The following is a 14,108-nucleotide window of genomic DNA, read 5'->3' on the forward strand; positions in this document are numbered from 1 at the left end:
TTAATGAGTAGCTATATGCGCATTTACAATTTTATCGAACAAACATTCTTTTACACCCTTACACGTAAGATTGTCGGTAATTTAGGTTTTGTGTTTGCGTTTCAAGCGATTACTTTGATCTGGTTATACAGCAGTCTTTCAGAACAACAAGCGAGTATGGGGCTGTTTTGGTTGATGGCGCTCATTATCGTTGCGAGTTTTATTTTTACTATTTTCTACATGCGCTTTTTGATTGTACGACCGGTGCAGGCCATGCGCGATACACTTGAGCAAATCAATCGCCATGATGCTGATTTATCTGCCAAGCTACCGCATTTTACCTACGATGAATTTCGTGATTTAAGTGAGCAGTACAATACATTTACGACTCATTTAGCAAAACTATTAGCCACCACTTATCAAAGTGCACAAGCCAGTGCCGATAGTAGCTCTAAGATGACTCACTCGATGCAGCAAACCGCCCAGATGAGCCACAAGCAAATAGAATTCAGCCAAACAATTACCGACTCAAGTAATCAAATAACATCGAGCCTTGAGAATATCTCTGCCAATACTGACAGCGTTCATCACGTTAATAATGAACACTTAAACTTTGTTAAGCACTCGGCCACTGAGCTATCGGCGCTGGTTAAAAAAGTCGCGATGATAAGCCAAATTTTGGGGAACTTCTCAGCGACAGTATCTGGCCTCAAAGAAAACAGTGAAAATATTCGCACTATTTTAAAAATGGTCGAAGAGTTTTCGGATCAAACCAATTTGCTTGCTCTCAATGCTGCAATTGAAGCAGCACGAGCTGGTGAAGCCGGCCGTGGTTTTGCTGTGGTTGCCGATGAAGTCAGATCGCTATCTGTCAAAGTGAACGACGCAACCCGCCAGATCAGTGACTTTATTAATCAAATGAATAGTCTGGTAAGCGAAACAAATAAAGAATCTGAGCAATTAATTAGCCATTCGAGTGAAGCTGAAACCGCGATTAGTAATACCTCTACAGGTTTTACTAATATGCTTGGTGAATTTGAGCAAAATCAACAGCAACTGCAGCAAATTGTTAGCGCAGTGCACTTATTAGAGCAAACCCAAACCCACACTCATCAAACGGTTGAGCAAATAGTTGCTTTAGGCGAGCAAGCGAAACAACAAATTGATGAATCACTCGCGGATTGCCAACAGTCGCACAAACTAAGCCAACAAACCCAAGAGCAATTAAAACGCTTTGTGTAAAAATTGACTTAATTCATTTAGTTACAGTACTGTATAAGAAAACATAAAAAGGGAATTTAAATGAAAAATGTTTTCTTTGCAGTGCTCACGCTATGCACGCTTTTTATTACTTATAAAGTTGTTAACCTGCTTGAGGATAACACTATACACAGTGTTTCGGCTGTAGTAACAGCAGAAGAAACCACATCCCTTGCTACTGAATCATCAACAGTTCAAGCAAAAATAAACCCGCATTCAACACAAGAGACAGACTCACTAAGTTCTAACGATGCTTTTGCCAACACAGAAACCTCTATCAATGCACTAAGCTCATTGGATGAACTCGTAGCAGACAAAGAAAGCGGTCAAAAAGTGTTTAATACTGAGCCATTAAATGAAATGGGATTTGCACAAATTCAAGATTATGTTTCTGAGTTAGCGAATGGCTTAACTGATGCCAACAAAGCGCAAATTAGAGAACTGGTTTACGATGAAACAATAAAATACCAAGAAAAACACGCAGACATTACTGTGTATGATATGCAGTGCTCAAATCAACTATGCGGCATTATTCTGCAAAGCGATAATACAGATACTATTAGCCAGAGCCTAGATGATTTAATCAGCAACAACACTATGAAGCAAAACACTAGAGGTGGATTATCGCGTGCTTTTTCTGAAAACAACGTCGAGTATGGCTTACTAATCGCTGTTATTACTGACGATGGAATTACCCTACAATAAGTGATTATTGTTCAGAGCCTACCTCAAACTATGTTAAAGTAGCCGCTCCTTGGCTACTTTTTATTGACCGTGACAACACCCACTATTGATTATGAACAACTCGCACTGCAAATAAAGCAATGGGGTAAAGACCTTGGCTTTGCAGAAGTCGGGATCACTGATATTGACCTAACTAAGCACGAAGCTCAGCTACAACGCTGGTTAGATTTAGGCTATCACGGTGAGATGGAATACATGGCAGCCCATGGTATGAAGCGAGCGCGCCCTGCAGAGTTGGTCCCTGGCACGCAGCGAGTCATCTCAGTAAAAATGAACTACCTGCCGCCTGATGCGAGTTTTGCTAAAAACCTTAAACAAACCGACAAAGCGTACATCAGTCGCTATGCATTAGGTCGTGATTATCACAAGTTAATTCGTAACCGTTTGAAAAAGTTAGGCCAGCAAATAGAGCAGCAAGTTGGCCAGCTCGGTTTTCGTCCTTTTGTTGACTCTGCCCCTGTACTTGAAAGGCAACTGGCCGAAAAAGCAGGCTTAGGTTGGCGTGGAAAACATAGTTTATTAATCAATAAAGAAGCGGGCTCTTGGTTTTTTTTAGGTGAGCTGTTTGTTGATATACCGCTGCCTATTGATAAAGAAAATAGTTTTGAAGGTTGCGGTAAATGTGTTGCCTGTATGACACTGTGCCCAACTGGTGCAATTGTCGAGCCTTATGTAGTTGATGCCCGTAAATGTATCTCTTATCTTACTATTGAGTTGCAAGGCGCTATTCCAGAAGAGTATCGCCCGCTATTAGGTAATCGCGTCTATGGCTGTGATGACTGCCAGTTAGTGTGCCCATGGAATCGCTATGGTCAGCTCACCGATGAAGCTGACTTTCACCCAAGAAAGCAGCTTAAAGATCAAGACTTACTGACTTTATTTGCATGGGATGAAGCAACCTTTCTTAAAAATACCGAAGGCAGCCCTATTCGCCGGATTGGCCACGAGCGTTGGTTAAGAAATCTGGCAGTAGGACTGGGTAACGCTGATTACCACGAGCAAATAATCGAGGCTTTAGAGCAAAGATTAACAACAGCCACGCCTTTAGTCGCAGAGCATATCGAGTGGGCACTTGCTCAACAAAAAAATAAGCGCCAGTTAAAGCTTCGTAAAACTGCGCGCTTAATTCGTATTGTTGAAAAAGGTCTGCCAAGAGATGCTTGATAGCTAGCTTTACTCTATCGTTTTAATAATTGCGATAGGTCATTCTCAATCTCTTTAAAAGCCGCTTTTACGCCTTTAACCGACTCTTCACGGGCCACTGAGTTTTGAATGGTTTCGTCGACCTTTTGGTAGATAAACACCTCCTGATCTTCATCTAAGCCCATAGTCGGTATACGTTGCTCTAAATCTTCTTGAAGCTGCTTAAAAATCGCTTCGTTATTGATACGGTTTTCGTTTAAAAGCTCAATCAAGCCAGTAAATTTACTATGCACCTTACTCACGGCATCATTCAATTGTTGTTGCTGCTCAAGGAGCTCTTTTTTTGTAATAATCGCTTTAAGCTGCTGCTCAGTAACACTCACTAAAAAGCAAATATGATCTCGAATTCGACCGTGTTTATCTGGATCTTGCTCCGGCATGTTCAAGATAAGCAAACTAATCATTTCATAGTTAACTAAAATCCGATTTGAGAACTCATGCAAACGCCCTTTACTTTTCAGCATTTCAAATAGCTCGATCACAATTGGCGAACACACACCCGACACCGAAAAATGTAATATTTCATTATGTAACCGAAACTCAACGTTACTTTGCAACTCAAATGCGCTTAGGCAATTTAAAAAGGCTCTACCGAGTTCTTGTTCATTATCAATCGAGCCAATATGCTCTATATAGTTAACAATTTGACCCATTTCGCTGCTATTTGCCATAGCATTAAATGCAGTTGAAGTCGCATCTTCAACTTGCTGTTCTAGCGATTCTTTTTCAATCAGCACTTGATTTAAATGCTGTAGCTTAAGCTTGAGCTCATTATGGCTAAATGGCTTCACAATGTAGTCTTCTGCTCCGACGGAGTAGCCTTCCATGCGCTCCTCAACAGTGCCTCTGGCTGAGACAAACATCACAATAATTTTTTGCGTATTGGGGTTTTCTTTCAGCTTACGGCATACGTCATAACCACTCATTTGTGGCATACTCACATCAAGTAAAATCACTTGTGGGTCGAACTTCTCTACGACTTCTAAACATTCAGGGCCGCTATTAACCATTTTCAACTCAAATTCAAGATCCTCTAAGATCTCTTCAATTATCTCTAAATTAAATGGTTCATCATCTACCGCTAAAATACGTTTCAAGGCCATAATTATCTCTTCCCTTTTATTAATTGATCGATATAGATTGCTGCTCGTTTGCCAAGTGTTGCGGCAAGTCTATTTCTAAGGGTAACCGCACCAAAATAGTGGCGCCCCCGTACTCATTGTTACTTGCCGAAATAGTGCCTTGATGTAAGGCTACAAATTCACGACAAATAGCTAATCCAAGCCCGGTGCCTCACGCACCACTGTTGGTTTTACTACTTTGCTCAAACTTAGCAAAAATCTTTTCGAGCTCTTGTTCAGGAATACCTATTCCTCGGTCAATAACAGCGATTTCGGCCATCTGCTCATTGACCGCTAAACTAATATCAATTTCACTATTCGGTTCACTAAATTTCAGTGCATTACCTATCAAGTTACGCATAATTTGGTTCACTTGTTCTTCGTCGCAATCAAGCACAATACCTTGTTCAAAACCTATCGGCCGAATTGCTATATTTCTTTCAAGGGCTGTGCCTGACACATCATCAATACTAGTTTTTATAATATTGCTTAAGTTATGCTTTTGCGGATTGAACGGGAATTTCTCGACATCAAGTTTCGATAGATCGAGCAAGTTATTTAGAAGCGACAATAATCGTTCACCACTTTGCTCAATTCTCGATAGGTATTTGTTTAACTTGTCTTTACTTAAATCGTCGTTGGCAACCTTATCAAGCCCAAACCGAGCAAAGCTAAGAATTGAATGCATGGGGGTTCTTAGCTCATGAGACATATTAGCCAAAAACTCAGATTTACTATGGCTTGCTGCTTCAGCAACATTTTTAGCATGCTCTAGCTGTGCGGTACGTGCTTTAACCTCTTCTTCAAGTAAGTCTTTAGCTTCAACGAGTAAATCTTCTTTCTCTTTAAGGTGCGTTACATTTTTAAAGATCACCGCTAATGCTATTTCACCATGATGATCAATTTCGTTAAACGAGCCAACTAAAGGTACCTCGCTGCCGTTTTTCTTGAGTAGTCGCAAGTCACAACTAAACTGACGGTTCTTATTTAAAGTCGCGATCTTATCTTTAATTCGCTCAGTTGAAGCAACATCAAAAAACTCAAATACCGAGCAATTCTCAAACTCTTTTAACGGTTTTTCAAAAAGCTGCTCACAGGCGTCGTTAGTTTCTATAACCTTACCACCGCGTTCAAATAAAATAATGGCATCTGGGGTATGTTTAAAAATGACCCGAAGTAAACTGTCTTTTTCAATGAGTGCATCAACGGTATTTTGCAAACGCTCAACTAATTCAGTGTTGTGGCGTCTTAATAATTCGGTTTGCCAAAGTTTATGTACTGATTACAATAAACTATTATCATCAACCGGCTTAATAAGAACATCTTCCACCCCTTGGCGAATAGCCGCTACCATTGAGACTTGGTCAGGCTTTGAGGTATAAAGCAAGCAACGACTATTTGGCTGATGTGTTTTGAGCTTATTAAAGAGCTCAAGGCCTGTACCATTAGGAAAAGTAAAATCGCTGATGAGTAAATCAATATTGTGCTCTTTAAAAACATCCAGAGCTGATGCTGTGTTATCTGCGGTGTAAGTTTTAATATGTGCCCCTTTGAGATTTAGGGCAACTTGAGCCAAACGTTCTGCGCTATGGTCAACAAGAAGTACTGTAGGAAGTTGAAGAATATTGTTACTTTCTAACTCAAGCACCCCCTCTAATAAAGAGCTAATTTCTTTATTTGCAAAAAAGGGGTAAATCACCACAGCATTAGGTAACAAGCGATTTACTTCACTAAAATGTTCAAGTAAATCACTACGCTGCGCTTTAGGCGCTAACAGCAAGAAGTGCTCTTGTGAGAATACCCCCATTAGCGTTTTAATAACTGTGGTTGGCACACCATGAGACGCAGCCACAAGATCAAAGTCTTGCTCTAAAACAGCATCATCGACCATTGCAAAATGTAATAGCTCAACCCTACAACCAATGAGCTCAAGTAGAACCTTGACCCGCATTGCTAAAACACTATTGCTATCAACAATTAAAATTCTTCGCACAGTAGACTAGACTCGCTTAATAATAAATACCTATTTTAGCGTAGCCTAAAATCGCAATGGGTCACAATTTGTACCGCATTTTTTATTAGCTTTTAACGAATTAACTGTCTAAACGCTTACCTAAAATTGTCAGACTGTATGCTTTATTATCCATAATCGCAATCTCAGGAAGTTCTCCCCAGACCTTGTAATTAAAACGATTAAACAGATTTATGCTTGGTAGATTATGACTAAAAATAAAGGCCAACAAAACCTTAATGCCGAGCGTTTTTGCATGGTGTTCTGAAAATGTAAGCAATTGTTTTCCAAGCCCCTGCCCTTGAGCTTGTTGTGTGATATAAATGCTAATTTCAACAGTACCATCATAGGCTGGGCGGCCATAAAAAGACTTATAGCTTAACCAAGCGAGCACTTTACCTTGTTGCTCAAAAACAAAGATCGGTCTTTTTTCTGTGTGACTTTCAAACCAAGCTTGTTTGTCTGCAACCGATACCTCTTCTGTATCTGCGGTTACCATACGCCCAGGAATGGTCTCGTTATAAATAGCGACTATGTCAGTTAAATCGTTTTGTGTTGCTTTTCGAATCGTCATAAATAGCTGAAATTAAATGATCACTTTGCCGCATATTAGCGTATATTCAACACAAATAACTAGCGGGAAATAACTATGTATAAATATGCCTTGTTACTTGCAGCAGGCCTAATAACAACAAACCTTGCAGCACAAACCACTGAAGCCGCAGAAGCGCCTAAAGCAAGCAGCCAATGTGACGATTTCACCAATGTTACGATGAGGAAATTGCGTTCGAAAGAGTCTATTAATTTTTGCGAATTCAAAAACAAACCACTTTTAATCGTCAATACCGCAAGTAATTGTGGCTTTACAGGTCAATTTGAAGGCTTAGAAGCTCTCCATAAGGAATACAAAGACCAGGGCTTAGTTGTATTGGGTTTTCCATCTGATGACTTTTTCCAAGAAGAAGACGATGAAAAAGACACTGCAAAAGTATGTTTCATCAATTATGGGGTGACTTTTAATATGTTGGCTACCAGTGCCGTTCGCGGAAGTGATGCAAACCCCATATTCAAACATTTAAACGAAGTTACAAGCTCACCTAACTGGAACTTTTACAAATACTTAGTGTCTGCAGATCGTAAGACAGTGCAGCGCTTTAACAGTAAAACCAAGCCACAATCGCAGACTTTACGCGATGCAATTGAAGCTGAGCTGACTGCAAAATAAATTTAATTTTTCGTTCGGTAAATATTGAACTAAACTAGTAATTTAATACTAAAACACACATTAGGAGATGTTATGGCAGTAGCCAGTGCAAGACACATTCTCGTAGACAGTGAAGCTCACTGTTTAGATTTAAAACAGCAAATTGAGCAAGGAGCTGACTTTGCAGAACTTGCTCGTGCTCATTCTAATTGCCCATCAGGTCAAGATGGCGGTGCATTAGGTGAGTTTGGCCCTGGCATGATGGTTCCTGAATTCGACAAAGTCGTATTCTCTGCACCAATTAACCAAGTACAAGGTCCAGTGCAAACCCAGTTTGGTTATCACCTTCTCGAAGTAACAAGCCGTACTGACTAATTTACAAATTGATTTCAAAAAGCCGCTTCACAGCTAACACCGATCAGTTAAGGAATTATATTTTTCAGATCAGTTGACCGATCTTTTAGTGGCTTCAGAATACCCTCATTACTATTTTGGAATGAGGGTATTTTCTTGCTTAGTCATTGGTTGTTAGATACGGAGACATTTGTCGCTCCTGACTCCCTTTCTACATTTCAACAGCACATTCCACTTGATTGGATTTCCCAAGTACTTAAACAGACTGATAAAGCCAGTATTCGCAAACGCAAGTTACCTGCTGAGCTAGTTGTCTGGCTTGTTGTTGCGATGGGGCTCTTTCGCGACCGTCCTATTAGCGATGTTGTAGAGAAACTAGACTTAACGCTGACTGAGACGCTTGGCGATACGGTTGTGCCAAGTGCCATTCCACAAGCGAGGCAGCGATTGAGTAGTGAACCGCTTGAAGCACTGTTCAACCTGTGTGCGACACACTGGACGCAGCAAGAAGATAGTTCAGACACTTGGAACGGCTTACGTTTATTTTCTGTCGACGGGACACAGTTTCGTACCGCGGACACACCCGCTCTGAGTGAGCACTTTCACTATATTAAACATAGTAAAACACGCCATACCGAGTATCCCATCGTACGCATGTGTGCGTTGAGCTCATTGAGGAGCAGGTTGATACATCACGTAGCGTTTGGCCCCAGCTATCAAGGAGAGGTGAGCTACGCTAAAGGGTTATCAGAATATGTCAGCGACAACAGTTTAACCATTTTTGACCGATGCTATCTGAGCGCTGAGTTACTGATTAACTGGCGTCTTCGGCATCCGGCATCTCACTGGATGGTACCAATTAAAGGCAACACGCAGTACACCATCATCGAAACCTATTCGGACTATGATTTTAAAGTTGAAATGAAGGTATCTGCCCACGCTAGAAAGCTGGACCCATCATTGCCAGAGCATTGGCAAGCAAGGTTGGTGTTGTACCCTGAGCCTATGGGGCCAGGAAAAATAAGAGGACTATTATGCTCCCTAGAAGACACAAAGGCTTTTAATACCCGTGACATTCTTGATGTTTACTTCGAGCGCTGGGAAATAGAGAATAGTTATGGCGAGATAAAACACCAGATGCTGGAAGATAGTATTCTCCTGCGAAGTCAGACAGTTGAGGGTATCAAGCAGGAACTATGGGGCATATTATTAGCATATAACCTAGTCAGGGTGGAGATAAGTCGCATAGCAAAAGAAGCCAATGTGTCGCCGCTTAGGATCAGCTTCGTTATGGCACTACGCGATATACAAGATGAAATACTTTGGTGTGCAATCGCTTCACCCGGGTCAATCCCCAAAAAGTTGAAGGCGATGAGAGAGAAAGTGAAACGCTATATTCTTCCTGAAAAAAGAAAACGGCCCAAAAGTAGGACCGTTCGCATTTCTAAAACCAGATACACCATTCAATCAAAACATGCTTAACTGAATGGTGTTAGCTTCACAGCGGCTTTTTTTTGCAAAGGATACCATCATGCAATTACTAGGCTCGACCACATCACCTTTTGTGCGCCGTATTCGAATTTGGGCGGCACTTAATAACCTACCTATTGATTTTATTAATTTGGATATTTTCTCTGAGCAAGACAGACAAACCATGATTGCCCACAACCCTGCCAGAAAAATTCCTGTATTAATCGACCATGATTTTACCTTATGTGATTCCAACTCAATTATTCGCTACTTGCTCGAGAAAGCTGATCAGCCGTTACTTAGCTGGCAGCAAGAGAACTATTTAACCATTATCAATGCCTGCAATGATTCACTGGTAGAAATTTTACTTTGTCAGCGTTCAGGGTTTGATACCAACAGCGACAAACTATTTTTTAATTTACAGAATGAACGAATTGTTGAAACATTAGCCTATTTAAATAGTCATTTATCAGAGCCAGTATTTAAAAGCTGTGAATACCTCAACATCAGTTTATACTGCTTGCTAGATTGGATCCGCTTCCGTGAATTAACTGATTTTAGCCAACTAAAAAACTTAGTTGATTTTTATCATAAATTCGCCGATAAAGCGGCGGTACAACAAACAGATCCACGAATATAAAGATAAGGGTTACGCAAATGAGCGATATCGAAATTGAATCAGAATTAGTTAGCTTTGTAGAAAAAGTTCGTTTGAACGAATCTATGTGGGCACTGGGTGCCGAAGATGGTGGTTTTGTTGTCTGTGAATCAAACCAATTTAGCGACACAGATGTGCTATTACTTTGGGGCACTGAAGACGCTGCAAAAGCACAATGTAAAGATGAGTGGCAAGACTATACGCCCGTTGAAATTGGCCTAGACGAATTTCTTGATGAGTGGGTTGAAGACCTTAACGAAGATGATGCACTTGTGGGTTTAAACTGGAACGATGATCAAGTTTGCGTTGAAATCGAACCGGTTGGTCTAGCTAAAGCGCTTTGTGATTAATAGCAATCCTTAGTCTTACAACGACACTGCTACTTTTATAGCAGTGTCGTTAAGCTGGAAACTTGATACTTATACCCAAACCTCCTCAAGATGCAGAATTCAGCGTTTCACAGGTGCTTAATATCAAGGCGTTACTTTGCAACAATGGCAGTCCCTTTTAAAAAGTAACAACGATGAGAGTAAGTGCCTGTGAAGCGCCCGAAGGGTTGGTTTAAAAGCGATTTATACTGCGTTATTGATTTTAACAATAGAACCACTATTACTTGCAATCAATGCCTTGCCTAAATCGCTTTTAATTCCAACTGAAACTCGCATCTTGAGGAGGTTTGGGTATATCAGGTATACTCTTCGACACATCTTTATTATCAAGGTATTAGGTTGAAGTCCCATCTTGGCCGTAGGCCCTTTTCGGCTATGGAATTACATACCCTATATAATGGTTACATTTACGGTGATCAGCGTTTGGTGCGTGAACAAGCTAAGCACTGGCACTTTTGGCTTCCTTTATTTGCCTACTACACCGGTGCATACAGTGATGAAATTGGCCATTTAACCCTTGATAATATTGTCACCCTAGATGGTGTCCGCTGCTTTGATTTTCATACTCATGGCAAGATAAAGCCCCGCTATGTGCCTATCCACAATGCATTACTCGATGCAGGACTTAACCAATACTTAAGCTATTTAAGCGAACAAAACCAGCAACGGCTGATGTTTGATTTACCTGCTAAATCAGGTCGCTATAGCGAAAAAGTGCGTATTTGGTTTTCTGGTGAAGGTGAACGCGCTGGTTATTTACAAAAATGCGCTATTCCCAGTGTTGATCAACAAGGTATGAAAACTGCGATTAGTAGCTTACGACTTAACTTTGAACAACAAGTTCGCATTCACGCACTGCAAGCCAACTGTAAAGACGCCTTTAACTACTTACTTGGTTTTAAAGATTACAATGAGCAACGCTTTACTGATATGCAGTTATTAAATACCGTGCTACAAAATGTGCGACAAATAAACCCACAACTGCATTGGCAACGTTTCATCGACCGCCATAATTAGCTGACAAACTTTGTTACTAACTATTTATTACTGTTCAAATTAAAACCTGATAGCATGGTGATTCGCCCCTCATAGCAGGTGCCTTTCTAACAACAAAAAATCAGGGATACTTATGTTCTTAAAAAGCCTATTAACGGTGAGTGTTGCACTTGCTGTTAGCTCTGCCCATGCCAATGAATATGTTATCGAAAAGCTTGCCAAGCCTAGTTCACAACAAGTAGCACTTACGCTTGATCCTGCAAAGGACAATTTTTCTGGTCATACCGAAATTGCCCTAGAAGTTCTAAAAGCGACAAATTATATCGAATTAAACGGTATTGATTATGCCGTTAGCATGGCAAAAATTTTAGGTGCAGAAAACTGTGACCTAAGCGCTGAAATGCTAAAAACAGGTAAAGTTAAATTTTCTTGTGATGAAAAAATTCAACCTGGTAAATACACATTAAAAGTTGATTTTACAGCACCTTACAACCGTCAAAGTGTTGGTTTATATAAAACTCTAGATCAAGGTACGCCTTATCTTTTCACACAATTTGAAATGAGTGATGCTCGTCGCGCATTCCCTGTTTTTGATGAGCCAAGTTATAAAATTCCATTTCAGCTAACAATCACTGCGCCAACATCACAAAAAGTGTATGCCAATACACCGGTATTAAAAACCAAAGTTGATGGCGATATGACAACGCACTTTTTCGACAAAACACCACCGATTCCTTCTTACTTAGTAGCAATGGCTGTCGGCCCATTTGAAGAGCTCGAAATTAAAGGCATGCCAATTCCTGGCCGTGTTCTGACTCCACAAGGTAAAATTCATCTTGCTGACTACGCAAAAGAAAATATGCCTCGAGTGTTAAAGGCACTGGAAGATTATTTTGGCATTCCTTACGTTTACAAAAAACTAGACTCAGTGGCAGTGCCAGAATTCCCATTTGGCGCGATGGAAAATGCTGGTCTTGTTACTTACCGTGAAGACATTTTACTGGTAGATCTAGCAACAGCAACGCGCAGTAAAAAAGAGCGTAATGTATCAATCATTGCCCATGAATTAGCGCACCAATGGTACGGTAACCTAGTTACCATGAAATGGTGGAATGACTTATGGTTAAACGAAGCGTTCGCAAGCTGGATGGCAGCGAAGATCACTGCGCAAATCAACCCAGAGTTTGAATCACACTTAGACTTACCACAAAATTATGTAATGGCATTAGACGCGCGTTTAAGTACTAAGCCTATTCGTAAGCCCATCAAAACCGAAGCAGATATCATGGATGGCTTAGGCCTTGCTTACAGTAAAGGCAGCGCGGTGTTATCTATGGTTGAAAACTGGATAGGCGAAGAGGCATTCCAACAGGGTATTCGTGCTTATTTGAAGAAATTCTCTTATAAAAATGCAGAAGCAGCCGATCTTTGGCAAGCATTAGGCGAAGCGTCTAATAAAGATGTAGCAAGTGTTCTGAAATCGTTTATCGAACAATCATCTTTCCCTCTTATTAAAGTAACGCAAGATGGTAAGAAAATTAATATCAGCCAAAGCCGCTTTGTAAATGCTGGCGTTGATGCACCTGCACAGCTTTGGAATGTTCCGGTTTCTATTAAGTATGGTGCGGGCGACAAAGTTAAAACCGCAAGTGTACTGCTGAATAAAGAAACACAGCAACTGACTCTCGACTTTGAACCTGAGTGGATTTACCCAGATCAAGGGGCTATGGGTTATTACCGTTGGGTGTTAAATGACGCACAGTTTAATGCTCTATTAGATAACGCTGCTGACAAGCTAACGGTTCGTGAACGCTTAGCCCTGCTTTCTGCGGTTGATTCATTACTTGATGCGGGTGTTATCTCTGCGGCTCATTTAATGCAAACCTTAGAAGCCTTTGTCAGTGATGCTCACCCATTAGTAGCAAATACAGCATTAGGTTATCTTGCTGCTCAAAAACGCGTATTCGAAGACGACAGCAACCGTGACCTATGGCCTAAGTTTATTCGTAACAGCATCGCACCTGCGGCGAAGCAGTATGGCTTAACAGCAAAAGTAGGTGAAGACGCTGCGGTATCGCAATTACGTGCGCAAGTTATTGCCCGTTTAGGTTTTGATGGCCAAGATCAAAAAGTCATTGATACCGCAAAAGCACAAGCGGCGTTGTACTTAAGCAACCCTGAAAATGTTGACCCATATTTAGCATCAACTTACTTAAACCTTGCGGCTTACCATGGTGATGCCAAGTTACTTGAAAAGTACAAGCAAACCTTTAAAACCACCAAAGATCCTCAAGTTCGTACTAAAATGCTGGCAGCGATGGGTTACTTTGGTAAACCTGAGTTACAAAAAGCGGTTCTAGAGTACAGCTTAACAGATAACGTAACAGCCTCTGATATGCGTACGTTATTAGGTGGTTTGGGTTATGGTAAAGAGCTTGAAGCACTGTTTATTGAATGGATTTACAACAATTACGATGCTATCACTAAGAACTTACCTCCGTTCTTCGTACCAAACTTGCCATTCTTCACAACCGCAAGCTGCGATGCGAAAAGCCTAGAGAAAACCAAAACCTTCTTCAACGATAAAATCACTGAAGTACCAGGTTATGCTCGCTCTCTTAGTAAGCTTGAAGAAAGCGTCAATGATTGTATTGCACTGAAAAACCGTGAGCTAAACTCGGTGAATAGCTTCCTTAAACGCTAATTAAAGCAAATACGA

Annotated in this window: 12 protein-coding genes and 1 pseudogene; 10 read left to right on the forward strand and 3 right to left on the reverse strand. The window is 40.8% G+C overall.

Going from position 1 to position 14,108, the window contains the following annotated elements; translation table 11 throughout:
* Nucleotides 1-3: 3 nt before the first annotated feature.
* The 3 genes from J8Z25_RS14020 (at nt 4) to queG (ending at nt 3,147) form a co-directional block, all read left to right on the forward strand.
* A complete protein-coding gene (locus J8Z25_RS14020) occupies nt 4-1,221 on the forward strand; it encodes a methyl-accepting chemotaxis protein (RefSeq protein ID WP_167658690.1) in 1,218 nt (405 codons plus the stop codon).
* Nucleotides 1,222-1,281: 60 nt separating this feature from the next.
* Nucleotides 1,282-1,944, forward strand: coding sequence for a hypothetical protein (locus J8Z25_RS14025; protein ID WP_250661225.1), 663 nt, complete (start codon nt 1,282-1,284; stop codon nt 1,942-1,944).
* 69 nt (nt 1,945-2,013) lie between these two features.
* The gene (gene queG / locus J8Z25_RS14030) at nt 2,014-3,147 is read left to right on the forward strand and encodes a tRNA epoxyqueuosine(34) reductase QueG (RefSeq protein WP_250662036.1); all 1,134 of its coding nucleotides are present in this window, start codon (nt 2,014-2,016) and stop codon (nt 3,145-3,147) included.
* Nucleotides 3,148-3,161: 14 nt separating this feature from the next.
* Here the strand turns inward: queG and J8Z25_RS14035 are convergent, their stop codons facing one another.
* The 3 genes and pseudogenes from J8Z25_RS14035 to J8Z25_RS14045 all read right to left on the reverse strand — a co-directional run bounded on the left by J8Z25_RS14035 (nt 3,162) and on the right by J8Z25_RS14045 (nt 6,892).
* A complete protein-coding gene (locus J8Z25_RS14035) occupies nt 3,162-4,289 on the reverse strand; it encodes a response regulator (protein ID WP_178927420.1) in 1,128 nt (375 codons plus the stop codon).
* Between the two features lie 19 nt (nt 4,290-4,308).
* Nucleotides 4,309-6,258 (reverse strand): annotated as a pseudogene (locus tag J8Z25_RS14040) (PAS domain-containing sensor histidine kinase).
* A gap of 142 nt (nt 6,259-6,400) precedes the next feature.
* Nucleotides 6,401-6,892 carry a GNAT family N-acetyltransferase gene (locus J8Z25_RS14045; protein ID WP_167658671.1) on the reverse strand — a complete coding sequence of 164 codons (492 nt, stop codon included), beginning with the start codon at nt 6,890-6,892 and terminating at the stop codon, nt 6,401-6,403.
* Between the two features lie 75 nt (nt 6,893-6,967).
* On the opposite strand from J8Z25_RS14045, the gene J8Z25_RS14050 reads away from it, so the two are divergent.
* The 7 genes from J8Z25_RS14050 to J8Z25_RS14080 all read left to right on the forward strand — a co-directional run bounded on the left by J8Z25_RS14050 (nt 6,968) and on the right by J8Z25_RS14080 (nt 14,093).
* Entirely contained in the window at nt 6,968-7,543 is a 576-nt protein-coding gene (locus tag J8Z25_RS14050; RefSeq protein ID WP_130050563.1) for a glutathione peroxidase, read from the forward strand.
* Between the two features lie 72 nt (nt 7,544-7,615).
* Nucleotides 7,616-7,897, forward strand: a complete 282-nt coding sequence (locus J8Z25_RS14055) for a peptidylprolyl isomerase (RefSeq protein ID WP_054552716.1) — start codon at nt 7,616-7,618, stop codon at nt 7,895-7,897.
* A 135-nt stretch (nt 7,898-8,032) separates the two neighbouring features.
* The gene (locus J8Z25_RS14060) at nt 8,033-9,358 is read left to right on the forward strand and encodes an IS4 family transposase (protein ID WP_250660967.1); all 1,326 of its coding nucleotides are present in this window, start codon (nt 8,033-8,035) and stop codon (nt 9,356-9,358) included.
* A 49-nt stretch (nt 9,359-9,407) separates the two neighbouring features.
* Nucleotides 9,408-9,986 (forward strand): glutathione S-transferase family protein, encoded by a 579-nt coding sequence (locus J8Z25_RS14065; protein ID WP_130050562.1) that lies wholly within the window; start codon nt 9,408-9,410, stop codon nt 9,984-9,986.
* 17 nt (nt 9,987-10,003) lie between these two features.
* A complete protein-coding gene (locus J8Z25_RS14070; protein ID WP_054552718.1) occupies nt 10,004-10,354 on the forward strand; it encodes a DUF2750 domain-containing protein in 351 nt (116 codons plus the stop codon).
* A gap of 378 nt (nt 10,355-10,732) precedes the next feature.
* Entirely contained in the window at nt 10,733-11,410 is a 678-nt protein-coding gene (locus tag J8Z25_RS14075) for a site-specific integrase (RefSeq protein WP_167658670.1), read from the forward strand.
* A 112-nt stretch (nt 11,411-11,522) separates the two neighbouring features.
* Nucleotides 11,523-14,093 (forward strand): M1 family metallopeptidase, encoded by a 2,571-nt coding sequence (locus J8Z25_RS14080; RefSeq protein ID WP_250661226.1) that lies wholly within the window; start codon nt 11,523-11,525, stop codon nt 14,091-14,093.
* Nucleotides 14,094-14,108: the final 15 nt, after the last annotated feature.

It is taken from the genome of Pseudoalteromonas sp. SCSIO 43101, from assembly GCF_023650775.1.
Lineage (GTDB): Bacteria > Pseudomonadota > Gammaproteobacteria > Enterobacterales > Alteromonadaceae > Pseudoalteromonas > Pseudoalteromonas apostichopi.

What these genes read in the sequence shown, in the direction of transcription:
- J8Z25_RS14020 (WP_167658690.1), top strand. Translation starts at nt 4, where the DNA reads ATGAGTAGCTATATGCGCATTTACAATTTTATCGAACAAACATTCTTT.
- J8Z25_RS14025 (WP_250661225.1), top strand. Translation starts at nt 1,282, where the DNA reads ATGAAAAATGTTTTCTTTGCAGTGCTCACGCTATGCACGCTTTTTATT.
- J8Z25_RS14035 (WP_178927420.1), bottom strand. Translation starts at nt 4,289, where the DNA reads ATGGCCTTGAAACGTATTTTAGCGGTAGATGATGAACCATTTAATTTA.
- J8Z25_RS14045 (WP_167658671.1), bottom strand. Translation starts at nt 6,892, where the DNA reads ATGACGATTCGAAAAGCAACACAAAACGATTTAACTGACATAGTCGCT.
- J8Z25_RS14050 (WP_130050563.1), top strand. Translation starts at nt 6,968, where the DNA reads ATGTATAAATATGCCTTGTTACTTGCAGCAGGCCTAATAACAACAAAC.
- J8Z25_RS14055 (WP_054552716.1), top strand. Translation starts at nt 7,616, where the DNA reads ATGGCAGTAGCCAGTGCAAGACACATTCTCGTAGACAGTGAAGCTCAC.
- J8Z25_RS14065 (WP_130050562.1), top strand. Translation starts at nt 9,408, where the DNA reads ATGCAATTACTAGGCTCGACCACATCACCTTTTGTGCGCCGTATTCGA.
- J8Z25_RS14070 (WP_054552718.1), top strand. Translation starts at nt 10,004, where the DNA reads ATGAGCGATATCGAAATTGAATCAGAATTAGTTAGCTTTGTAGAAAAA.
- J8Z25_RS14080 (WP_250661226.1), top strand. Translation starts at nt 11,523, where the DNA reads ATGTTCTTAAAAAGCCTATTAACGGTGAGTGTTGCACTTGCTGTTAGC.